General features: G+C 67.3%; 16 protein-coding genes and 1 pseudogene. 6 read left to right on the forward strand and 11 right to left on the reverse strand.

The genetic code is table 11. The features are described from left to right. Nucleotides 1–102: 102 nt before the first annotated feature. From ABE960_RS09025 to ABE960_RS09040, 4 genes are read right to left on the reverse strand one after another with little or no spacing between them, the layout of a single operon-like run. On the reverse strand, nt 103–2,946 hold the full coding sequence (locus tag ABE960_RS09025; protein WP_349761935.1) for an FAD-binding and (Fe-S)-binding domain-containing protein: 2,844 nt from the start codon (nt 2,944–2,946) through the stop codon (nt 103–105). Nucleotides 2,947–2,948: 2 nt separating this feature from the next. Further along, nucleotides 2,949–3,614: a LutC/YkgG family protein gene (locus tag ABE960_RS09030; protein WP_349761936.1), complete on the reverse strand. Its 666-nt coding sequence runs from the start codon at nt 3,612–3,614 to the stop codon at nt 2,949–2,951. Then, nucleotides 3,611–5,116 (reverse strand): LutB/LldF family L-lactate oxidation iron-sulfur protein, encoded by a 1,506-nt coding sequence (locus tag ABE960_RS09035; protein ID WP_349761937.1) that lies wholly within the window; start codon nt 5,114–5,116, stop codon nt 3,611–3,613. Before ABE960_RS09035 ends, ABE960_RS09030 begins: the two co-directional genes overlap by 4 nt. After that, a complete protein-coding gene (locus tag ABE960_RS09040) occupies nt 5,113–5,868 on the reverse strand; it encodes a (Fe-S)-binding protein (RefSeq protein ID WP_349761938.1) in 756 nt (251 codons plus the stop codon). Before ABE960_RS09040 ends, ABE960_RS09035 begins: the two co-directional genes overlap by 4 nt. A gap of 346 nt (nt 5,869–6,214) precedes the next feature. Here ABE960_RS09040 and ABE960_RS09045 point away from each other — a divergent pair, with 346 nt between their 5' ends. Continuing rightward, complete coding sequence (locus ABE960_RS09045; protein WP_349761939.1) at nt 6,215–6,988, forward strand: GntR family transcriptional regulator; 774 nt, start codon at nt 6,215–6,217, stop codon at nt 6,986–6,988. Nucleotides 6,989–7,105: 117 nt separating this feature from the next. Here ABE960_RS09045 and ABE960_RS09050 read toward each other — a convergent pair whose 3' ends face one another. From ABE960_RS09050 to ABE960_RS09060, 3 genes and pseudogenes are all read right to left on the reverse strand, one after another. Further along, on the reverse strand, nt 7,106–7,777 hold the full coding sequence (locus tag ABE960_RS09050; RefSeq protein WP_349761940.1) for a metal-dependent hydrolase: 672 nt from the start codon (nt 7,775–7,777) through the stop codon (nt 7,106–7,108). Between the two features lie 80 nt (nt 7,778–7,857). Beyond that, nucleotides 7,858–8,406: a gamma carbonic anhydrase family protein gene (locus tag ABE960_RS09055; RefSeq protein ID WP_349761941.1), complete on the reverse strand. Its 549-nt coding sequence runs from the start codon at nt 8,404–8,406 to the stop codon at nt 7,858–7,860. A 96-nt stretch (nt 8,407–8,502) separates the two neighbouring features. Continuing rightward, nucleotides 8,503–8,653: pseudogene (locus ABE960_RS09060) on the reverse strand (sodium-dependent transporter); the annotation flags it as partial. A gap of 136 nt (nt 8,654–8,789) precedes the next feature. Here ABE960_RS09060 and prlC point away from each other — a divergent pair. The 3 genes from prlC to ABE960_RS09075 all read left to right on the forward strand — a co-directional run bounded on the left by prlC (nt 8,790) and on the right by ABE960_RS09075 (nt 12,931). Beyond that, nucleotides 8,790–10,838 (forward strand): oligopeptidase A, encoded by a 2,049-nt coding sequence (gene prlC, locus ABE960_RS09065; RefSeq protein ID WP_349761942.1) that lies wholly within the window; start codon nt 8,790–8,792, stop codon nt 10,836–10,838. Between the two features lie 123 nt (nt 10,839–10,961). After that, entirely contained in the window at nt 10,962–11,207 is a 246-nt protein-coding gene (locus ABE960_RS09070; protein ID WP_349761943.1) for a YheV family putative zinc ribbon protein, read from the forward strand. Between the two features lie 5 nt (nt 11,208–11,212). Beyond that, nucleotides 11,213–12,931, forward strand: coding sequence for a Na/Pi cotransporter family protein (locus ABE960_RS09075; RefSeq protein WP_349761944.1), 1,719 nt, complete (start codon nt 11,213–11,215; stop codon nt 12,929–12,931). A gap of 236 nt (nt 12,932–13,167) precedes the next feature. Here the strand turns inward: ABE960_RS09075 and metF are convergent, their stop codons facing one another. Then, nucleotides 13,168–14,016, reverse strand: coding sequence for a methylenetetrahydrofolate reductase [NAD(P)H] (gene metF / locus ABE960_RS09080; protein WP_349761945.1), 849 nt, complete (start codon nt 14,014–14,016; stop codon nt 13,168–13,170). A 140-nt stretch (nt 14,017–14,156) separates the two neighbouring features. Between metF and ABE960_RS09085 the strand changes: the two genes are divergently transcribed. Beyond that, nucleotides 14,157–15,092: an AEC family transporter gene (locus ABE960_RS09085; protein ID WP_349762347.1), complete on the forward strand. Its 936-nt coding sequence runs from the start codon at nt 14,157–14,159 to the stop codon at nt 15,090–15,092. 21 nt (nt 15,093–15,113) lie between these two features. On the opposite strand, the gene ahcY is transcribed toward ABE960_RS09085, so the two are convergent. From ahcY to metK, 3 genes are all read right to left on the reverse strand, one after another. Continuing rightward, entirely contained in the window at nt 15,114–16,523 is a 1,410-nt protein-coding gene (gene ahcY, locus ABE960_RS09090) for an adenosylhomocysteinase (RefSeq protein WP_349761946.1), read from the reverse strand. A gap of 64 nt (nt 16,524–16,587) precedes the next feature. After that, nucleotides 16,588–18,318, reverse strand: coding sequence for an NAD-dependent DNA ligase LigB (gene ligB / locus ABE960_RS09095; RefSeq protein WP_349761947.1), 1,731 nt, complete (start codon nt 18,316–18,318; stop codon nt 16,588–16,590). A gap of 90 nt (nt 18,319–18,408) precedes the next feature. Then, nucleotides 18,409–19,629 carry a methionine adenosyltransferase gene (gene metK / locus ABE960_RS09100; protein WP_349761948.1) on the reverse strand — a complete coding sequence of 407 codons (1,221 nt, stop codon included), beginning with the start codon at nt 19,627–19,629 and terminating at the stop codon, nt 18,409–18,411. Between the two features lie 231 nt (nt 19,630–19,860). Between metK and tkt the strand changes: the two genes are divergently transcribed. Beyond that, the gene (tkt, locus tag ABE960_RS09105; protein WP_349761949.1) at nt 19,861–21,891 is read left to right on the forward strand and encodes a transketolase; all 2,031 of its coding nucleotides are present in this window, start codon (nt 19,861–19,863) and stop codon (nt 21,889–21,891) included. The last annotated feature ends 87 nt before the right edge of the window (nt 21,892–21,978 follow it).

Below are 21,978 nucleotides of genomic sequence, written 5' to 3' on the forward strand. Positions count from 1 at the left end.
TCTACCACCATCCACCGCCCGCAACGTGTGCCCGTCGCCGGCAGCGGATGCGTACTCTACGGATTTCACCGAAACGCTGCAAGGGCTCAAGGAGGAAAAACTTCACGACGACCGACTGGCCCGATCGAGCAGCGAGAGAATCGACCGGTAGGGGATCCCGCCGTGCTCCGTCAGGCCGATCTCGCAGGTGCGCGAGTTCGAGTATCCGGCGCTGCAATCGGCCACCTGTTCAGCCAGCCCCGCCAGGGCGGAGGCATTGAGCTCCGGGGTATTGAAGCCCTTGTCTCCGGCGAAGCCGCAGCAGGTAATCTCCGCCGGCACCACCACTTCCCGGGCACAGGCCCTGGCCAGGCCGACAAACTTGTCGGCGAGACCCATGCGAGTGCTCGAGCAGGTCACGTGCACGGCGACCCGCTCCTCCAACGGGGTGACCGCGAGGCGGGGAAGCAGGCGATCATGGGCGAAGCTGACCGGTTCCATCATCTCGAGTCGCTCGTCCAGGTATTCCTGCATCTGCAGGGTGCAGGGACTGGTGTCGCAGAGTATCGGATAACGGCCGTTCTGGCTGGCCACCAAAAGCTCACGGTTGAGTTCACGTCCCTTGTGGGTCGCCTCTTCAAACTGCCCCTTGGAGCGAAATGCCATGCCGCAGCAGAGGTGGCCGATCATCTCCGGCAGGATAACCTCGAAGCCGGCCTTGTCGAGCAAGGCCAGGGTGATCTCCATGACCGACCGCGTCTCGTCGTCATGATGGTCGGCACCGAAGATGCGGGTCGCACAGGAGGGCAGGTAGACCACCTTCTCACGATGCGCAGCGCCGGTGGGCGACTGCGCGAGGACCCGGATCGGGGCCGACCGTGGCAGCGCCGGGCTCCACTGGGGCAACCGATTGCCGCTCAGTCGACGAACGCCTCGACTCGCCTGCCCCATCAGTTTGACACCTAGCAGCCCTCGCGCGGCCCCCGCCGCGTTCAGCCCACCACGGGCCAGGCGGGTCACCCCAGAGAAGTGCCGGCCGAGTCGCCTGGCGATCCCGGCCGTGCCGGCGGCTCGCTCGTGTCGCATCTCGCGCACCAGGTCTCCGGTATTGATACCCACCGGACACTGGGTCGAGCAGAGACCATCGGCCGCACAGGTCTCGTCACCCGCATAGCGGTAGTCATGCCGCAAGATCTCCAGGCGCTGTGCCTCCTCATCGGTGACCGCTTCGCCCAGGGCCTCGAGTCTCGCCAGCTCCCGGGCGATGACGATGCGCTGGCGCGGGGTGAGCGTCAGGTCCTTTGACGGGCAGACCGCCTCGCAGAATCCGCACTCGATGCACTTGTCGACGAGGGGATCCACCTCCGGCAGAGGCTTGAGGTTCTCCAGGTGCAGGGTGGGGTTGCGACTGAGGATGACCTCGGGATTGAGCAGGTTATGCGGATCGAAGAGTGCCTTGATGTCCCACATCAATGCATAGGCCTCGGCCCCCCACTCGAGCTCCACATAGGGCGCCATGTTGCGACCGGTGCCGTGTTCGGCCTTCAGTGAGCCGCCGTACTCGACGCCCACCAGCTGCGCCACCTCATCCATCAGTGCCTGGTAGCGCTCGACCTCGCCGGGCTTCTCGAAGCCCTGGGGGAAGACGAAGTGCAGGTTACCCTCCAGGGCATGGCCGAAGAGGATGGCGTCCCGGTAGCCGTGGCGGTGGAAGGTCTCGGTCAGCGCCAACACCCCCTCGTCGAGGCGCTCCACGGGAAAGGCCACGTCTTCGATGATCACCGTGGTGCCGGTCTCGCGAACGGCTCCCACCGCCGGGAAGAGGCCCTTGCGGATCTTCCAGTAGAGGGCATAGGTGGCGGGATCACGGGTGAAGGTGACCACATCGAGGGTCTGGATGCCCTCTAGTACCCGCTGCACCGCCTGCATGCGCGCCTCAAGCTCGGCGGCGTCGTTGCCACGCACGTCGATCAGCAGCGCCGCCGCCCCCTCGGGCAGTTGCCTGAGCGCCTCCGGCATGCCCGGCTGGTCCTGCACCGAGCGCAGAGCGGCACGGTCCATCAGCTCCACGGCAGAGACCGGTGCCTGCTTCAGGGCGATGGTCGCGCGGCAGGTAGTGCCCATGTCCGGGAAGAAGGCCAGCGCCGCGGCCTTCTCGGGCTCATCCACCACGGTGTCGTAGGTGATGGTGCTGATGAAGCCGAGGGTACCCTCGGAGCCGATCATGAGGTGCTTGAGGATCTCGATGCCGTCTTCGAAGTCCACCAGGCTGTTGAGCGCATAGCCGGTGGTGTTCTTGAGCCGGTACTTGTGACGGATCCGCTCGGCCAGGGCCTCATTGTCACGGGCCTGGGCCGAGAGCCGCTCGAGACCAGCCAGCAGTTCGACGTGGGAGGCCCGGAAGGCACGGACGCTCTCGGGGTCGGCAGTATCGACCAGGCTGCCGTCGGCCAGGATCACCCGGATGTCACGCACCGTGCGGTAACTGTTCTGGGCGGTCCCGCAGCACATGCCGGAGGCGTTGTTGGCGGCGATGCCACCGATCATGCAGCTGGCGATGGAGGCCGGATCAGGGCCAATCTTGCGGCCGAAGGGCGCCAGCAGCTGGTTGGCGCGGGCCCCGATGACCCCGGGCTGCAGGCGAATGGCCTGCCCCTCGTCGAGGATCGCATGGTCGCGCCAGCCGCGACCCATCTGGATCAACACCGAGTCGGTCAACGCCTGGCCGGAGAGCGAGGTGCCGGCGGCACGGAAGGTCACTGGCAACTGGCGGGCCCGGCACTCCGCCAGGACCCGCTGGAGTTCCTCCTCGCTCTCGGGACGCACCACCAGCCGGGGAACCAGCCGGTAGAAGCTGGCATCGGTGCCGTAGGCGAGGGTGCGCAGCGGGTCGTCGATCAGGCGCTCGTCGGGAATGACCTCCGCCAGCGCCCCCTTCAGTTCCTGCCAAGCAGTCTCGCTGGTCATGGTCAGGCTCCCTTAGTATGGCGCACTACCACCACCAGCTCGCGAGGACCGTGGACACCATAGGCCAGGGTCTGTTCGATATCCGCCGTCTTGCTGGGGCCCGAGATCAGCAGGGCATTGGTGGGCATGCCGCCGGCCCAGTCGTGGGCCTCGACGACATCGAAGAAGGTGTCCTCGATGGTGTCGGCATCCAGCACGGCGACATGCAGGGGAGGCACCAGGCTGATCAGCCGAGGCTCGTCTGGTGTCGGCCAGAGCCACAGGCTGCCGGTCTCGGCAATCGCCCCGCGCGCAGAGGTAAGGCCGGCATCGACCCGGTCGAACTGCTCGCGTTGCCAGGACTCGATGTCACGATCGACGTCCACCAGCTCGACCTCGCCATCCATCAGGGCCGCACGCGCCTCGGCGGCCACCGGATGCTCACGGCCCAGTGCCAGCCGCTTCACGCCCTTGTCGGACAGCACCCCTGCCAGTGCCTGGGTCCAATCTTCCCTCGCAACATGCACCACCTCGCCATGCACCGAGGTGATGAGCCGCTCGAAGCGTTCGAGTCGCTCCTCAACACTCCAGCCGCGGTGGGTCACGACAGTGAAATCGCTCTCGGGGGCGCTGAGCGGGCCATCGGTTCGCTCACGAAGCCGCCTGAGAATGGTATCGCGGGCACTCATGAGCCGTTCTCTCCCGTGTTGTTGCCTGTGTTCTTTTCCGTGTCGGCACCTGTGCCCTTCTCTGCCCGGTGCCGCTTCACAATGGCGTGCAGTGAGGTGCCGGCCGGTTTCGGCGCGGTACGATAGTCGGTCCAGGGCCCGAGCCGCGCCGGCGCCAGCGCCCTGAGCTTGCCGGCCACCGCCGTGCCGGCCCGCCAGACGCTCGGGTGGGTGGCAAGCCACTGGAAGCCCTTCCAGGCCGCGGCCTCCTTGCGGGTGCGCTTCACGCCGGCCCCGGGGACGTTACCGCGTCCCTCACCCACCGACTCCCGGCGCAGGCGAACCAGCAGGTCGGGAATCGGGATCTTGACCGGGCAGACCTCGCCGCAGGCGCCGCACAGGCTGGAGGCCGTGGGCAGGTCCTTGGTCTCCTCAAGCCCCATCAGGTGGGGCATGAGGATGCTGCCGATGGGGCCTGGGTAGGTGGTGCCGTAGGTGTGGCCGCCGACCCGGGTATAGACCGGGCAGTGGTTCATGCAGGCGCCGCAGCGGATGCAGCGCAGGGTGTCGAGCAGCTCGTCGTCCTGGTAGATGTTCGACCGGCCATTGTCGACCAGCACCAGGTGCACCTCCTCGGGACCATCGTGCTCGCCGGACTTGCGCGGCGAGCTGATCATGTTGAAGTAAGTGGTGGCGTGCTGGCCGGTGGCCGAGCGGGTCAGCAGTGCATAGAGCGGCGGCACGTCGCGCAGCTGCTCCACCACTTTCTCGATGCCGGTCACGGCGATATGCACCGGGGGCACCGTGGTGGTCATCCGGCCATTGCCCTCATTTTCGACGAGACAGAGCGTGCCCGTCTCGGCCACGGCGAAGTTCACTCCCGAGATGCCGACGTCCGCCGCCATGAAACGCTCGCGCAGTTGGGAGCGGGCCGCCGCGGTCATGACATCGACGTCACGGGTGCGGGCGATGCCGGTCTTGTCGTGCATGATGCCGGATATCTCGTCGGTGTTGAGATGGATCGCCGGCATGATGATGTGGGAGGGGGTCTGCTCGTTGAGCTGCACCAGATACTCGCCGAGGTCGGACTCCAGCGCCTCGATACCCGCCGCCTCCAGGTGGGCATTGAGGTGCATCTCCTCGGTGACCATCGACTTGCCCTTGATCACCGCCTTGGCATCGCGCGCCTCGCAGAGCTCGCGGATGATCCGGCAGGCCTGCTCGCCATCCTCGGCCCAGTGCACCCGGATGCCGTTGGCCTCACAGTTGGCCTCCAGCTGCTCGAGCAGGTCGGGCAGCTTGGCCAGCGCCCGCAGCCGGATGTTGGCGCCCAGCTCGCGCAGGGTCTCCACGTCCCAGTCGCCGAAGACATCGCGGCGCTTGTCCATCAGCCCGTCCATGGCCTTGCGGAAGTTGGCACGGATCTGGGGGTTGCCCAGGGCGTCATGGGCCTGGCGATGGAATTCACGGGGAGTATAGGTTTGCACCGCCGGGGTCTGAACGGTAGGAGTAGCGTCCATCATGAGGTCCTCCGCCATAGGTAACTGGCGATGTGCTCGCCCTTCACGGTCTTCTTCTGGTGCTCGAAACGCCCGCCGATGTTCATCAGGCAGCCGCAGTCGGAGGTGACGAAGCGCTCGGCACCCGCCGCCTCGATGGCCTGTGTCTTGTCCTGGACCATGGCCGCTGATACCTCGGGGTGGCGGACGGCGAAGGTTCCGCCGAAGCCGCAGCACTCCGCCGGACGGGCCTGCTCCACCAGCTCGACCTCGCCCAACTGAGCGAGCAGGGCCGGGCCGGTCTCGGCCACTCCCATCTCCCTGCGTGCGCTGCAGGAGGTGTGCATGGCCACTTTCTCCGGCTGCCCGCGATCCGCGAGCTTCAGGTGACAGACATGCACCAGGAACTCGGTCAGCTCGAAGACGCGGCCGGCAACTTCAGCGGCCTTCGCCTCCTGGCCGGTCCCGGCGAAGAGCTGGGGGTAGTGGGTCCGCATCATGCCGCCGCAAGACCCCGAGGGCACCACGATCGGCCAGGGCTCGGGGAAGAGGTCGAGCTGGGCCGCCGCCACGGCGCGGGCCTCGTCCTGGTAGCCCGAGGTATAGGCCGGCTGACCGCAGCAGGTCTGGTCCTCGGGGAAGAGCACCTCGATGCCCTCGCGCTCGAGCAGGCGGATGCCATCGAGGCCGGCCTCCGGATAGAAGAGGTCGATCAGGCAGGTGCCGAAGAAGTAGACCTTCTCTGGCTTCGGCGGGTATAGCTTGACGGGTGTCATGGGCAAGATCCTGGGCAGCGCAGGTGTCACGGCAGCGCCATGCTGAGGTCATTGATCCGGACTGTATCAATCCAGACCCTAAATAATTGGTAAAACCAATTGACAAATATGCGTTGCCGCACAGTATGGGGCACTGAGTGCAGTGTCAAACCCAAGGCCAGGTCTTCACACCCCCAGCCTCCTATACTTTGGTCTAGTCCTTTCAAAGCTTGCTACAACCTCCTGATACACCGATAAAATTCTCCGCCCTAGGCCCGCCGGTCGCCACTCGTTGATAGCGCTGTTTGGTAATACCAATTCAATCCCACTACCATGCCGACTCTCGCCACGTGTTCCGGAGCACCCCATGGCCTATCAACCCGTTCAGCAGCCCCGCCTCGCCGACGTCATCACCGAGCGTCTCGAGGCGCTGATCCTCGAGGGCAGCCTGAGGCCCGGCCAGCGCCTGCCGCCGGAGCGGGAACTGGCCGAGCGCTTCGGCGTCTCGCGACCCTCCCTGCGTGAGGCCATACAGAAACTGTCGGCTCGAGGGTTGCTGACCAGCCGCCAGGGCGGCGGCACCTTCATCAACGAGGAGCTTAACAGCGGCTACAGCGACCCGTTACTGGAGATGCTCTCCCGCCATGGGGAATTCCAACTCGACCTCCTCGAGTTCCGGGATGCCATGGAGGGCATCTCCGCCTACTACGCCGCCCTGCGCTCCACGCCCACCGACAAGGCCCTGCTGATTTCCCGCTTCGAGGAACTCGAGGCGTGCTTCAAGGGCCGCGACCCGGTGCTGGAGGCCCGCGCCGATGCGGCCTTCCACATGGCCATCGCCGAATCGGCCCACAATGTCCTGCTGCTGCACACCATCCGCGGGATCTTCCACCTGCTGGAGAAGAGCATCGTCGACAACCTCGCCCACCTGTTCGAGAAGGCCGACTCGCGCCCACGGCTGATGGAACAGCATCGCGCCCTGCTCGACGCCATCCTCGAGGGACGCGCCGAGGACGCCCGGGCCCGGGCCCATGAACACCTGGCCTTCGTCGAGGAGGGACTGCTCGAGGTCGAGCGTGCCGAGACCCGGGCCCAGCGCGCCCTGCGCCGGTCACAGGTCATGCCCGCGGATTCCCGCTGAGGTCCCGGCCATGCCGACATCGATTCGAGGGCGCCGATTTCGCCGACTACTCTGGGTTCAGGTGCCCCTGAACCCGCACGTGATCGACGCCACCAAGGTCGGCACCAAGGCCTAGGACTACCGCCAGAGCGACGCCCCCTGAAGGAAAAGCTCGCTTAGAGCCCCCCAGGGCGGCAACCAGGGCACGAGGCTGGCCGCCGCCATCATCATCACCAGGGAGTTGCCCGGTTCTCGCCAGTCGAAGGGCTTGAGGGCCGTGCCGAAGGAGCGCTTGAGTCGCGCGCCGGTCAGGTCGACGCTGTATAGCTCATCGAGCAGCAGGTGGATGACGAAGCCGAGTGTCAGGGCCGCGCCCTGAGCCCAGGCCAGATGGTCCGGCTGGCCGAAAAGCCGGTGGCTCAGCGCGGCGGACACCAGGCCGCAGAGTCCGCCCGCCAGCAGCGAGTGCCACAGCCCCCGATGCACGGTGAAGCGGGCGAACAGCGCCCCGGCCAGGTAGCGTACGGCGAGGTAGATCGCGCCGCACGCCATCAGCAGACTGCCGGTTGGCAGCCGCACCTGGAGCATCAGGGCGCCGGCCACCACGGCGGACACGGCCAGCAGGTTGAAGATCAGTCGGATCGCCCTGGAGCGGTCGGCATCAATGTCGGGCAGGATGCCGCCGAAGGTCACCAGCGCCAGCAGGGGCAGGCTCTCCACGGCGCCCCACAGGCCCGCCTGCCAGCCGCCATGGGCCAGAACGGCGCCGCCAGCGGCTGCCACGCCGAGGTGGGTGCGAAAGTTGGCCATGCCGGGGCGCGCCCCTCGATTACTGGATAAACAACCAGATTATCGCGCGCCTCGGCAATGGGAAACAATGGTTTAGCGAATCATTCCCCGGCGGCCAGGTACTCGTCCTTCAACTTTACATAATTGCCGGCGGTATAAGGAAAGAAGGCTCGCTCCTTATCCTTGATCGGGCGCAGCGCCCTGGCGGGATTGCCGGCATAGACGTGGCCGCCCTCCAGGCGCTTGCCGGGCGTCACGACGGCACCAGCGGCGATGATCACCTCGTCCTCGACCACGGCACCATCCATGACGATCGCGCCCATACCGACCAGGATACGGTTGCCCAGGGTACAGCCGTGGAGGATGGCCTTGTGGCCGATGGTCACATCGTCGCCGATGGTCAGCGGGTAGCCATCCGGGTTGAAGTCGCTGGCGTGGGTGATGTGCAGCACGCTGCCATCCTGCACGCTGACGCGCGCGCCGATCCGGATGCGGTGCATGTCGCCTCGCACCACCGCCATGGGCCAGACCGAGCAGTCGTCGCCCAGCACCACGTCACCCAGCACCATGCAGGCCGGATCGATGTAGACCCGCTCGCCCAGCTGCGGCTCATGCCCCTTCCAGGGTCGCAGGCACCTTGTCTCGCTCATCGCTCACCTCGTCTTGTCAGGTCAGGTGTCTAAGATCAGTCCGGCTGCCAATACTACCAGCGTCAGCAGGATCGACACCCAGCGCACCAGGGTGCGCCCGACGAAGTCGCCATTGATCGATGCCACCAGGAATTCGGTGGACCAGCCCGACACGACCGATTAGAAGGAGAGGATGCAGAAGACCGTGAAGGCGCTGAAATAGCCAGCGCCAGTGACGCGACGCCCCCGCCCGGGAGGCCAGGTGGCCAGGTAGCCAGGTGGCCAAGCGACTGACTAGGACTGCATGGGACTGCGCGGCGCAAAAAGGGCGCATGACCAGCATATTGAAACCCGGCACGACCGCCCGCATCTAACACACATCCACATCCCGATTCGAGGTGCGCATGCCCCGCAACCCACTACTCGACCCCCACGACCTGCCCCCCTTCGATGCGATCCGTCCCGAGCATGTGGTGCCGGCGATGGAGGAGCTGCTGGCGGAGAACCGTGCCGCCATCGAGGCGCTCGTGGCCAGTGCCGAGCAGACACCCCCAACCTGGGAGAGCCTGGCCGCACCGCTGGAGGCACTCAACGACCGACTGGCACGGGCCTGGTCGCCGGTATCGCACCTCAACGGCACCATGAACAATCCCGAGCTGCGCGAGGCCTACCAGGCCTGCCTGGGCAAGCTCTCCGACTTCAGCACCTGGATCGGCCAGCACGAAGGACTCTTCCGCGCCTGGCAGGCACTCGATGACGGCCCAGCCCGGGCGAGCCTCGACGAGGGCCAGCGCCGCACCGTGGAGAACGCCCTGCGCGACTTCCGCCTGGCCGGCGTCGACCTGCCCGCCGAGCAGAAGCAGCGCTATGGCGAGATCAAGTCGCGCCTCTCCGAGCTCTCCAACACCTTCTCCAACCAGCTGCTGGACGCCACCCAGGCCTGGCATCTGGACCTCACGGACGATGGCCGGCTGGCCGGGCTGCCCGAGAGCGCCCTGGTGACCCTCAAGGCCAACGCCGAGGCCAAGGGCCTCGCAGGCTACCGCATCACCCTGGACTTCCCCAGCTTCTTCCCGGTGATGACCTACGCCGAGGACCGCGAGCTGCGCCGCGAGGTCTATACCGCCTTCGTGACCCGCGCCTCGGACCAGGGCCCCAATGCCGGCGAGTACGACAATTCCCCGGTGATGGAGGAGATCCTCGCCCTGCGTCACGAGCTGTCGACGCTGCTGGGCTTCACCGACTATGCCGACTACTCGTTGTCCACCAAGATGGCCGAGTCGCCCGAACAGGTCATCACCTTCCTCGAGGACCTGGCCGAGCGCGCCGTGCCCCAGGCCCGCGAGGAGTATGCCGAGCTCGCCGCCTATGCTCGGGCCGAACTGGGCATGGATGAACTCGAGCCCTGGGACGTGGGCTTCGCCAGCGAGAAGCTTCGCGAGGCACGCTACGCCATCTCCGACGAACAGCTTCGCCCCTACTTCCCTGCACCGCAGGTGGTGGACGGCCTGTTCCGGGTGGTCGAGCGCCTCTACGACGTCACCTTCGCGGAGGACGAGCAGGCACCGCGCTACCACCCCGACGTCCGTTACTTCCGAATCCTGGAGCAGGGCGCTCCCATCGCCGGATTCTACCTCGACCTCTATGCCCGCGAAGGCAAGCGGGGCGGTGCCTGGATGGACGAGTGCCGGGTGCGGCGCCTGGAAGCCGATGAGGTCCAGCTGCCCGTTGCCTATCTGACCTGCAACTTCACCCGCCCGGTTGGCGACGCCCCGGCCCTGCTGACCCACGACGAGGTCACCACCCTCTTCCACGAGTTCGGCCATGGGCTGCACCACATGCTGACCCGCCAGAACGTTGCCGACATCTCCGGCATCAATGGCGTGGCCTGGGACGCCGTGGAACTACCCAGCCAGTTCATGGAGAATTTCTGCTGGGAGCGCGAGGGCCTGGAACTGATCGCCGGCCACGTGGACACCGGCGAGCCGCTTCCCGAGGAGCTGTTCGAGAAGCTGCTGGCGGCCAAGAACTTCCAGTCCGCCATGGGCATGGTGCGCCAGCTGGAATTCTCTCTGTTCGACTTTCGCCTGCACCGGGAAGGAGCCGCCCCTTCGGCGGCCGACATACAGGGGCTGCTCGACAAGGTTCGCGATTCCATCTCCGTGGTGCCCAGGGCTTCCTTCAATCGCTTCCAGAACGGCTTCGGGCACATCTTTTCCGGAGGCTATGCGGCGGGCTACTACAGCTACAAGTGGGCCGAGGTGCTCTCGGCGGATGCCTGGAGCGCCTTCGAGGAGGCTGGCATCTTCGACCCCGAGACCGGGCGACGCTTCCGCACCGAGATCCTAGAACGTGGCGGCTCGCGGGATGCCGCCGAGATGTTCCGCGCCTTCCGTGGCCGTGAGCCCAGCGTCAAGCCACTGCTGCGCCACAGCGGCATCCGAGCCGCCTGAGCCCGCTTCTCATGAACCATTGCGCCGGGGCATCTCCCCGGCGCGCCGAGGTAGAATGAAGACATCGCCGCGTCGTCTGGCCCCGACGCCTCAACACGCCATACCGCATCTTCAGGAGCCCTCATGGCCACCCAGAAACGCTTTATCGCCGGCGCCATCTGCCCGCGCTGCGCCGAGATGGACCGCATCCGCGCCTGGGAACAGAACGGTGTCCGTTACCGCGACTGCGTCAGCTGTGACTTCTTCGAGCAGTTGCCCATCGAGGACGAGGTAGCGCCAGAACTCGAGACCCGGGTCAACCGCGAACGCGAGGAGCAGAAGACCTCCGAACTGCAGGCCGTGAAGATCCTCGACCCCGGGAGTCGCTGAGGAGCATGGCCCCGGGAAACGCCGCTGTCCTGATACCGCAGCGCCGCCTGCTCGAAGTGCTGGGGCTGGCCGCGGCCGCGGCCCTGCTGGTCGCCCGACTGGACCTCGCCACCCTGGCCGCCGGACTCGGTTTCTTCCTGTGGGGCATGACCCATCTGGAAGAGGCCATCAAGCGCCTCTCCGGCGGCACCCTGAATCGCTGGCTGCATGCTGCCACCCGGCGAACCCTCCGGGCCCTCGCCTTCGGCGCCCTGACCACCGCCCTGGTCCAGTCCAGCTCGCTGGTCACTCTGCTGGCGATGTCATTCGTCGGTGCCGGCCTGGTGACGCTCCCTGCCGCCATCGCCCTGATGTTCGGCGCCAACCTCGGCACCACCACCGGGGCCTGGCTGATCGCCGGCCTTGGCCTCAAGGCCGACCTCGCCCACTATGCCATGCCACTGCTGGCCATGGGCCTGCTGGGCTCACGGCTGCTGCAGGACAGTCGCGCCGTCCTCGCCGGCCTGCTGCTCGGCGTGGGAATGCTCTTGCTGGGCATCGACTTCATGAAGCTCGGCTTCGAGACCTGGCAGGATGGCCTGTCGTTGGACGGAATGGCCGGAGATTATTTCTGGCACTGGCCGCTGTTCGTGCTGTTCGGGGTGGCAGCCACCGTGGTCATGCAGTCCAGCCACGCCACCCTGCTGATCACCCTGACGGCACTGGCCTCCGGCCAGTTGCCTTACCTGCCGGCTCTGGCCATCGCCATCGGCGCCAACATCGGTACCACCGTGACCGCGGTAATCGGTGCCTTCGGCGCCAGCACCGCCGGCCGCCGACTGGCCGCGGCACACGTGATCTTCAACCTCGCCACGGCGGCCGTGGCCCTGGCACTGCTGCTGCCGATGGCCGCGCTGGTAGACCGGCTCGCCGAGCTGATCGGCCTGTCGGCCACCGCCTGGCCGCTCAAGCTGGCACTCTTCCACACGCTCTTCAACGGTCTGGGCATCGCGCTGATGCTGCCCTGGATTCCGAAGCTCGCGGAGCGCCTGGAGCGCCTCTTTCCCGAACCGGCGAGACTTCTCCCGTCCCAGGCCCGCTATCTGGATACCAACGCCCTGCAGCACGCCGACACGGCCCTCACGGCCATCGAGCAGGAGTGTCGCCGCCTGGAGCGGCGCACCTACCACCTGCTCGGCTCGGCCATCCTGGTGCCGAGCGGCGAGGTGACCGGCCATCCACCCAGCCGGGCCGTGGTCGATGCCCCCATCGACCCCGAGGCCTGGCCACCAGTGAACGCTCGCTACCACGAGCGCATCAAGCCGCTGATGGCGGAGATCCTCGACTTCTACTCGCGCATCGATACCCCACTCACCGAAGCGCAGGAGGCCCGGCTCGAGGCCCTCTATGCCCGCACGCTGCGACTGGTCGAGGCGGTGCGCTTCGGTGAGGTGCTGCAGCGCAGCCTGCTGCGCCATGCCGCCCCGGCGAGCCCACTGCGCGAGGCCCATGATGACCTGCGCATGGCCGTCGCCGAAGGCCTAAACCGCCTGGCCAACGACCCGACCGCCCTCGACATCGGCGTCCGCCTCGATGAGGTCCGCCGCCACTGGCAGCATGAAATGGCCGAGCGGCTGCGCCATCAGCGCCTGGACCCCTGGCTCGCCTCCTCGCTGATGAACGATCTCCATCAAGCCAGCCGTCTGACCGCCGCCCTCGCCCCGGCCCCCGCCACCGAGCTCTGACAACCCGGCGTCACCTGTTATCCCTGTGCGGAAGGGAAAGCCCGTCAAGACCGGCTGAGCCCCTCATCCCGGCAAGGTAAAAGGGCCCCGCCATGGCGGGGCCCTTTGCGTGCCGATCCACGACGGGAAGCAGTCAACCGGTAATGTTGTCGAGGATACGCAGTGCCGGCTTGGACTGGTTGAGGCCGACGTAGAGAGGGAAGTGCAGTCGGACTGAACGCCCGACCAGGACTCGCTCAGCTGGTGATGTTGTCGAGGATACGCAACACCGGCTTCGACTGGTTGAGTGTGTAGAAGTGCAGGCCAGGGGCCCCGCCGTCGAGCAGCCGCTGGCAGAGGCGAGAGATCACCTCCTCACCGAAGGCGGCGATGGCCTCGCTGTTGTCGCCGTAGGCCTCGAGCTGCTTGCGGATCCAGCGCGGGATCTCGGCCCCGCAGGCATCCGAAAAGCGCGCCAGCTTGGTGTAGTTGGTGATGGGCATGATGCCCGGCACGATGGGCGCCTCGACACCCAGAGCGCGCGCCCGTTCGACGAAGTGGAAGTAGGACTCGGCGCTGAAGAAGTACTGGGTGATGGCGATGTCGGCACCGGCCTTCATCTTGCGGGCGAAGTTCTCCAGGTCACGCTCGAAGTTCGGCGCCTGGGGATGGGACTCCGGGTAGGCGGCCACGGCGATCTCGAAATGGTTGCCGGTCTCCTCGCGGATGAACTCGACCAGTTCGTTGGCATAGCGCAGCTGGCCGACGCCACCCCCGCCCATGCCTGACGGCAGGTCGCCGCGCAGGGCCACCAGGCTGTCGATACCATCTTCCCGGTAGCGCGAGAGCAGCTCGCGCAGCGCGCCCTTGTCGCTGCCGATGCAGGAGAGGTGCGGTGCCGTGGTGAAGCCCGACTCGCGCACCATGCGCACGGTATTCAGGGTGCGGTCCTGGGTGGAGCCGCCGGCGCCGTAGGTGACCGAGAAGAAGCGCGGCGAGCGGCTGGACAGGGCGTCGCGAACGCCGACCAGCTTCTCACGCCCGGCATCGGTATTGGGCGGAAAGAACTCGAAGCTGATTCCCAGCGGATGTTCCTGCGTACTCATCGGCCTACCTCATGAAAATGGTGCATATTGCGGCTATTCTGACGCCTGACCGCGCCAAGGAACAATGAAAGATGCGCGATGCTGCATCGATCCTGTTCATGCAGCGCCGCACCGTCCAACCCCCCACGCCAAGGAAGGACATGACGTCGATCGACCCCGGCATCCTGATGGGCCCCCTCTGGACCCTGCTCGCCTATATCGGCCTGGGCTGGCTGGCAGCGCGACGTCTGGCGGTGGACCCGCGACCCGTCGCCACCCTGCTGATCTACCTGGTCGCGCCGCTCACCTTCTTTCGCGCCCTGGTGCTGGGTGGCCCGACGCCCGGCTACCTGCTGCTCACCGCCGCGCTGTTCATCGTCGCCAGCCTGATCGCCCTGGCTGTCCGCCGGCTGGCCAGGCGAAGTTTCGCCCCCCAGGAGGGCGCCCTGCTGGCCTTTTCCGCCGGCACCGGCAACTCCGGCTACTTCGGCCTGCCGGTGGCCCTGGTACTGCTCCCCCCGGAGGGCGTGACGCTCTATCTGTTCTGTGCGCTGGGCGTGACCCTCTACGAGTTCACGGTGGGCTTCTACCTCAGCGCCCGGGGGCAGTTCTCGGTTCGCCAGAGCCTGGCCAGGATCGCCCGGCTGCCGCTGGTCTACGCCTTCGTGGCGGCCCTGCTGGTGAGCGGGGCGGACATCGCACCGCCGGACGCCGTGATGGAGGGGCTGGCGGCCTTTCCGGCCACCTATACCCTGCTGGGCATGATGATCATCGGCATGACCCTGGGGCGGGTCAGCGTGAGGGAAATGGATCTGAGGTTCATCGGCGCCTGCGTGGCAATCCGATTCGGGCTCTGGCCGGTGCTGGCACTGGCCGGCGTACTGGGCCTCCAGGCGTTCTTCCCGCTGCCTGACGAGCTGGCCCTGGCGCTGCTGCTGATCGGGGTGGTGCCGATGGCCGCCAACGTGGTGGCAGTGGCCATGGAGCTCGGCATCGCGCCGGAGAAGGGCGCCCTGGCGGTGCTGATCACCACCCTGGCCACCCCGTTGCTGATCCCGTTCTATCTAGGGGGGATGATGCGACTCACCGGAATCTAGCCCGGTGCCTCGCACCCCCGCTCAGTACCGATAGGCGTCGGGCTTGTAGGGTCCGTCGACGGCGACGCCGGTATAGTCGGCCTGCTCCTCGGTCATACGGGTGACCACGCCGCCGAAGCCCTGCACCATGTAGCGGGCCACCTCCTCGTCGAGGTGGCGCGGCAGAACCGACACACCGAGGGCATCGCGCTGGTCGCCCTCGGGCAGCTCGGCGAAGCGGCCATCGAAGAGGTGCAGCTGCGCCAGCACCTGGTTGGCGAAGGAGCCGTCCATCACCCGGGAGGGGTGGCCGGTGGCGTTACCCAGGTTCACCAGGCGCCCCTCCGAGAGCAGGATCAAGTAGTCGCGGCTATCGGGGTCGAACCGGCCCGGCTTGCTGTCGCGATAGATCTGGTGCACCTGAGGCTTCACCTCTTCCCAGTGCCAGTGGCGACGCATGTAGGCGGTGTCGATCTCGCTGTCGAAGTGGCCGATGTTGCAGACCACGGCGCCCCGTTTCAGGGCCTGGAGCATGGCCGCGTCGCAGGCGTGGATGTTGCCGGTGGCGGTCACCACCAGGTCGATCCGGGCGAGCAGATCGCGATCGATGCTCTCCGGGCCGCGGTTGAGCCCCTCCCGGTAGGGGGAGACCACCTCATAGCCATCCATGCAGGCTTGCATGGCGCAGATCGGGTCGATCTCCACGATGCGCACGATCATGCCTTCCTGGCGCAGCGAGGCGGCCGAGCCCTTGCCCACGTCGCCGTAGCCCACCACCAGGGCCTGCTTGCCGGCCAGCAGGTGGTCGGTGGCGCGCTTGATGGCGTCGTTGAGCGAATGGCGGCAGCCGTACTTGTTGTCGTTCTTGGACTTGGTGACGGCATCGTTGACGTTGATCGCCGGCACCCTGAGAAGGCCGTCGCGCAGCATCTCCTGCAGGCGATGCACCCCGGTGGTGGTCTCCTCGGAGATGCCGTGCACGGCCTCGAGCAGTTCCGGGCGCTTTTCGTGGAGCAGGGCCGTCAGGTCGCCGCCGTCGTCGAGCACCAGGTTGGGCGTCCAGTCGTCTGGGCCCTCCACGGTCTGCTCGATGCACCACCAGAACTCCTCCTCCGTCTCGCCCTTCCAGGCGAACACCGGGATGCCCGCGGCGGCGATGGCGGCAGCGGCATGGTCCTGGGTGGAGAAGATGTTGCAGGACGACCAGCGCACCGTGGCGCCGAGATCCACCAGAGTCTCGATCAGCACCGCGGTCTGGATGGTCATGTGGATGCAGCCGGCGATGCGGGCGCCGGCCAGCGGCTGATGGTCGCGGTACTTGTCGCGAATGGTCATCAGCGCCGGCATCTCGGTCTCGGCGATGCGGATCTCGCGACGTCCCCAGTCGGCCAGCGACAGGTCGGCGACCTTGCAATCGGTGGCGGTGGGGGCGGATACGGCAGGGTGGTTCATGCTTGACCTCTTCCCAGGGAAAAACGTGGCCTTCACTATAGGCGAGGAAGCAGACGGCCGACAATCAACGCGGGAACCCCTCTACCCCACGCGCACCCAAGCGTTCCGCCAGGGCCATGACCTCGGGGTGGGAGAAGAAGGCAACCAGCTCGCCGGCTCGCCCGGGCCCGATGCCTGAGAGGGCCCGCCAGCGTGGCTCTCCCCACCCGGCGAGACGTGACCATTCGCCATCCCCTGCCTCGCCCGCTGACTCGACGCCCGACGCGACCCCGGGCGGCGGCCCCAGGGCCGCCAGCCAGTCGGCAAAGGGTCGACGGTGCGCCCGGCCGAAGACGTCCACCAGCCGCGCAGCGCGAACCTTCCCGATGCTCGGGACCCTTCGAAGCTCGCGTTCCTGAATATCCAGCCAGCCCAGCAGGTCCGTCACGCGCCCTGCCTCGACCAGCGCGGCCCAGGTACCGGGCCCAACTCCGGGCAGGTCGAGCCCCTCGGGGCCGCCCAGCCAGGCGAGGCGCTCGATGAACTGCGACTCGCACCCCGGCGTGGGCCGGAAGCAGCTCAGCGGGTGGTAGTCCTTGGCCATGGGCGGAGAGAGACTCGGTCGCTCCGTCGCGTGCCACACCACGCCTTCCAGCCGGGGGATGGTCAGGCCGGCCAGGGCGATGGCCACCCGGTCCCCGGGGCGGATGTCCAGTTCGCGCCAGTGCTCCAGCGAGCCGGTGCTGACGCGACGGATCACCCGGCCATCCAGGGTGACGGGATGAAGGTGAAGCAGCGGGGTGATGCGGCCGGTACGCCCGATGCGAAACTCTACGCCGCGCACCTCGGCCAGGGCCTCCCGAGGCGGATGTTTCCAGGCCGCGGCCCAGTCCGGTGGCTCGGCCTGCCACTGCTCGCCTGGCGGGCGGCGCCCCTGTCGCAGCACCAGACCATCGGTAGCGAAGGGCAATGGTCCGCGATACCACCGCTCCCGCCAGCGTTTCACCTCAGCCAGCGTCTCGACCCGGTGGGTCAGCTCGACGGAATCGGTGAAGCCCAGGCGCGCCAGCCCCTCCAGACGCTGGCGCATGGCGGGAGGCCCATCCGGCCAGTCCCAGATGAAGAGCCCGATGCGCGCCGCCGCATCGGCGGCCAGCACATCGCGGGCCATCAGCCCGGCCACCGCACTGCGCGCCCCGGCACTGCCCGCCTCGGCCTGAACATGATCGTCCAGGCGCACATGGAGCTCCCCCTGCAGGACCGCATCGACCTGCTCCGGCAGCCGCGAGGGCACGGCGGCTATCCTCCTCACCGCCGGCGTCCAGTCCTGGCCATGGTGGCCATCACCGCGGCTGATCGCCCGGAACAGCCGGCCTTCCCGGTAGGCCAGGGTCACCGCCACGCCGTCCACCTTGGGCTGCACCCAGACATCGTCTCGCCGGGCCAGCCAGCGGCGCACCGCCTCCTCGCCCTCGAGCTTGGCAAGCCCGGTCTGGACCACCGGAAGCGGGACGGGGCCGGCTGGTCGCGAGCTGTCGTGCCCGCCCCGCTCGCCCCGACCGGAAAAACAGCGCTGCCATTCCTCGAACTGCCTCCGGGCCTGGTCGTAGATGGCGTCGCTGACCGGAGACTCGCCCCGGCGATAGTAGGCGTCGTCCCACTCCGCCAGCCGGCGGGCCAGGGCGACGAACTCTGTCTCGGACGGCACGTAGGCCGCTCCAGAGCAGGTCGCGGCCTGGGCCGGAGGGATGGAAAGGACCTGGGACAAGGCCAGGCAGAGGACCAGCAGCCAGCCGGCCTGAAGTCGGGGGGTCATGGCAGCTCCCGCGGGTGAACTGCCTTGACCATAGCAACGGGCCCCGCCTGGCGCTGCCAGCGGAGCCCGTCATCGCCTGTAGGCGATCGCCTACAGGCCAGCGGCCTGGTGAAGGGCAGCGGCCCGGTCGGTCTTCTCCCAGGGAAAGGCCGTGAAGGTCTCGGTGTGCTCCTGGCCCTGGGTATCGGCCCAGGTATAGGAGTGCTCGAAGGGCTCGCGACCGAAATGGCCGTAGGCCGCCGTCAGCTGATACATGGGATGCAGCAGGTCGAGCATGTGGGTGATGGCGTTGGGTCGCAGGTCGAAATGCTGACGCACCAGCTCGATGATCCGTGCATCCTCCACCTTGCCGGTACCGAAGGTGTTGACGGAGACCGAGGTCGGCTCGGCAACGCCGATGGCGTAGGAGATCTGGATCTCGCACTTTTCCGCCAGGCCGGCGGCGACCAGGTTCTTGGCCACGTAGCGCCCGGCATAGGCGGCGCTGCGGTCGACCTTGGAGGGGTCCTTCCCGGAGAAGGCGCCGCCGCCATGGCGGGCCATGCCGCCGTAGGTATCGACGATGATCTTGCGCCCGGTCAGGCCGCAGTCGCCCACCGGGCCGCCGATCACGAACTTGCCGGTGGGGTTGATGTGGTACTTGGTGGTCGCGGTCAGCCACTCGGCGGGGATCACCTGCTCGATGATCTCGCGCCGGACCATCAGGCGCAGCTCCTCCTGGTCAATCTCCGGGTCGTGCTGGGTGGATAGCACCACCGCATCCACGGCGCAGGGACTGCCCTCCGCATCGTAGCGGAAGGTCAGCTGGCTCTTGGCGTCCGGACGCAGCCAGGGCAGCAGGCCATGCCGACGCAGCTCGGCCTGACGCTCCACCAGCCGGTGGGCATAGTGGATCGGCGCCGGCATATAGGAGTCGGTCTCGTTGGTGGCGTAGCCGAACATCAGGCCCTGGTCGCCGGCCCCCTGGTCCTCGGGCTCGCTGCGATCGACCCCCTGGGCGATGTCCACGCTCTGCTTGCCGATCAGGTTGAGCACGCCACAGGTCTGGCCGTCGAAGCCGACGTCCGAGGAGGTATAGCCAATGCCGGTGATCACCTCGCGCACCAGCGTCTCGAGATCGACCCAGGCCGAGGTGGTGATCTCGCCGGCCACGATGGCTACGCCGGTCTTGACCAACGTCTCGCAGGCCACCCGGGCGTGCTTGTCACGGGCGATGATGGCATCGAGCACCGCGTCGGAGATCTGGTCGGCGATCTTGTCCGGATGCCCTTCGGACACGGATTCGGAGGTAAACAGGAAGTATTCGCTCATGGCGTCCTCGGCCCTCATTTTATCGGCAATAGGCAGTCGCGAAGTCTACATGCTGCGGCTCTCCCGGGCATCAGCGATTTGATGCAGGGCGGCAAGTCGGCGACAATGGGCGACCGAATTCGACCACGCCGCCCCGTCCCGCGGCGTCACCCAGCCAGAAGCCACGTCCGGCCAGTCCCCCTGGCCCGACCGTGTCGTGGCCTTCATTCTGCCGCAGGCGAGGAGCTACCCATGCCGTCCCGTTTCGAACTGGCCAATGCCATACGTGCCCTGTCCATGGATGCCGTCCAGAAGGCCAACTCCGGCCACCCCGGCGCTCCCATGGGCATGGCCGACATCGCCGAGGTGTTGTGGAACGATTACCTGGTCCACAACCCCGCCGACCCGCATTGGCCCGACCGGGACCGCTTCGTGCTCTCCAACGGCCACGGCTCGATGCTGATCTACTCCCTGCTGCACCTGACCGGCTACGAGCTTGACCTCGAGCAGTTGCAGAACTTCCGCCAGCTGCACTCCAAGACGCCCGGCCACCCGGAGTATGGCTATACGCCGGGCGTCGAGACCACCACCGGCCCGCTGGGCCAGGGACTGGCCAACGCCGTGGGCATGGCGCTGGCGGAGCGCACCCTGGCGGCCCAGTTCAACCGCCCCGGCCACACCGTCGTCGATCACCATACCTGGTGTTTCGTCGGCGACGGCTGCCTGATGGAGGGCATCTCCCATGAGGTCGCCTCGCTGGCCGGCACCCAGGGCCTGGGCAAGCTGGTCACCTTCTATGACGACAACGGCATCTCCATCGACGGCGAGGTGGAGGGCTGGTTCACCGACGACACCGCCACGCGCTTTGAGGCCTACGGCTGGCACGTGGTGCCCAACGTCGATGGCCACAAGCCCGAGGAGATCAAGGCCGCCATCGAGCTCGCCAAGAGTCACGAGGACAAGCCCAGCCTGATCATCTGCAAGACCATCATCGGCTTCGGTGCGCCCAACAAGCAGGGCAAGGAGGAATGCCACGGTGCGGCCCTCGGCGAGGAGGAAGTGGCCGCCGCGCGCAAGCGGCTCGACTGGCCCCACGCCCCCTTCCACGTGCCCGAGGACATCTACCAGGGCTGGGACGCCACCGAGGCCGGCCAGGCCCGCCAGGACGCCTGGCAGCAACGTTTCGCGCGCTACGCCGAGGCCTTCCCGGACCTGGCCCGGGAACTCCAGCGTCGCCTCAAGGGTGATCTGCCGCTGGAACTGACCGGCGAGGCGATGATCGAGGAGGCCCAGGCGAAGGGCGAGAGCGTCGCCAGCCGCAAGGCGTCCCTGGCCTGCCTCAACGAGCTCGGCCCCCAGCTGCCCGAGCTGCTCGGCGGCAGTGCCGACCTGGCCCCCTCCAACCTGACCTTCTGGAAGGGCGCCCAGGCCATCGGCCCCGGCCCTTCCAACAACCCCGCCGAGGGCACTCCGGGCGGCAACTACCTGCATTACGGCGTGCGCGAGTTCGGCATGGCCGCGATGATGAACGGTATCGCCCTGCATGGCGGCTTCGTGCCCTACGGCGCGACCTTCCTGATCTTCTCGGAATACATGCGCAACGCCGTGCGCATGGCCGCGCTGATGAACCAGCAGGTCATCCATGTATTCACCCATGATTCCATCGGCCTGGGCGAGGACGGCCCCACTCACCAGCCGATCGAACAGCTGACCGCCCTGCGCTCCACGCCCAACCTCGCCACCTGGCGCCCATGCGACGCCGTGGAGACCGCTGCGGCCTGGAATGCGGCCCTCAAGCGCCGCTCCGGCCCCACCGCACTGATCTTCTCCCGCCAGGGCCTGCCCCATCAGGCGCGCAGCAAGCAGCAGCTGACTGACATCCAGCGTGGCGGCTATGTACTGAAGAAGAGCACCCTCGAGGACAGCGAGGGCACCCCGGAGCTGATCCTGATCGCCACCGGCTCCGAGGTCGGCCTGGCCATGGATGCCGCCGCCAGGCTCGAGGAGCAGGGGCGCGCGGTGCGCGTGGTCTCCATGCCCTCCACCGACCTCTTCGACCGCCAGGACGCCGCATATCGCGAAGCCGTGCTGCCCGCCGCCGTGACCGCGCGCCTGGCCATCGAGGCCGGCCATCGCGACTTCTGGTACAAGTACGTGGGCCTGAACGGTGCCATCATCGGCATGACCACCTTCGGCGAGTCCGCCCCGGCCGGGGACCTGTTCAAGCACTTCGGCTTCACCGTGGACCACGTGGTCGAGGAGGCCACCGCCCTGCTGGACTGATCCCGTCTGGCGAGGCGAGGTCCGCCTAGAACGCAGCGGGCCCGGCAGATGCCGGGCCCGCTGTCGTAGGCGATGCTGTCGTTGTCG

It is taken from the genome of Halomonas aquatica (assembly GCF_040196335.1).
Lineage (GTDB): Bacteria > Pseudomonadota > Gammaproteobacteria > Pseudomonadales > Halomonadaceae > Halomonas > Halomonas aquatica.

Excerpts from the sequence above, each read along its gene's own strand:
- ABE960_RS09025 (WP_349761935.1), bottom strand. The coding sequence starts at position 2,946 with ATGACCAGCGAGACTGCTTGGCAGGAACTGAAGGGGGCGCTGGCGGAG.
- ABE960_RS09030 (WP_349761936.1), bottom strand. The coding sequence starts at position 3,614 with ATGAGTGCCCGCGATACCATTCTCAGGCGGCTTCGTGAGCGAACCGAT.
- ABE960_RS09035 (WP_349761937.1), bottom strand. The coding sequence starts at position 5,116 with ATGATGGACGCTACTCCTACCGTTCAGACCCCGGCGGTGCAAACCTAT.
- ABE960_RS09040 (WP_349761938.1), bottom strand. The coding sequence starts at position 5,868 with ATGACACCCGTCAAGCTATACCCGCCGAAGCCAGAGAAGGTCTACTTC.
- ABE960_RS09045 (WP_349761939.1), top strand. The coding sequence starts at position 6,215 with ATGGCCTATCAACCCGTTCAGCAGCCCCGCCTCGCCGACGTCATCACC.
- ABE960_RS09050 (WP_349761940.1), bottom strand. The coding sequence starts at position 7,777 with ATGGCCAACTTTCGCACCCACCTCGGCGTGGCAGCCGCTGGCGGCGCC.
- ABE960_RS09055 (WP_349761941.1), bottom strand. The coding sequence starts at position 8,406 with ATGAGCGAGACAAGGTGCCTGCGACCCTGGAAGGGGCATGAGCCGCAG.
- prlC (WP_349761942.1), top strand. The coding sequence starts at position 8,790 with ATGCCCCGCAACCCACTACTCGACCCCCACGACCTGCCCCCCTTCGAT.
- ABE960_RS09070 (WP_349761943.1), top strand. The coding sequence starts at position 10,962 with ATGGCCACCCAGAAACGCTTTATCGCCGGCGCCATCTGCCCGCGCTGC.
- ABE960_RS09075 (WP_349761944.1), top strand. The coding sequence starts at position 11,213 with ATGGCCCCGGGAAACGCCGCTGTCCTGATACCGCAGCGCCGCCTGCTC.
- metF (WP_349761945.1), bottom strand. The coding sequence starts at position 14,016 with ATGAGTACGCAGGAACATCCGCTGGGAATCAGCTTCGAGTTCTTTCCG.
- ABE960_RS09085 (WP_349762347.1), top strand. The coding sequence starts at position 14,157 with ATGACGTCGATCGACCCCGGCATCCTGATGGGCCCCCTCTGGACCCTG.
- ahcY (WP_349761946.1), bottom strand. The coding sequence starts at position 16,523 with ATGAACCACCCTGCCGTATCCGCCCCCACCGCCACCGATTGCAAGGTC.
- ligB (WP_349761947.1), bottom strand. The coding sequence starts at position 18,318 with ATGACCCCCCGACTTCAGGCCGGCTGGCTGCTGGTCCTCTGCCTGGCC.
- metK (WP_349761948.1), bottom strand. The coding sequence starts at position 19,629 with ATGAGCGAATACTTCCTGTTTACCTCCGAATCCGTGTCCGAAGGGCAT.
- tkt (WP_349761949.1), top strand. The coding sequence starts at position 19,861 with ATGCCGTCCCGTTTCGAACTGGCCAATGCCATACGTGCCCTGTCCATG.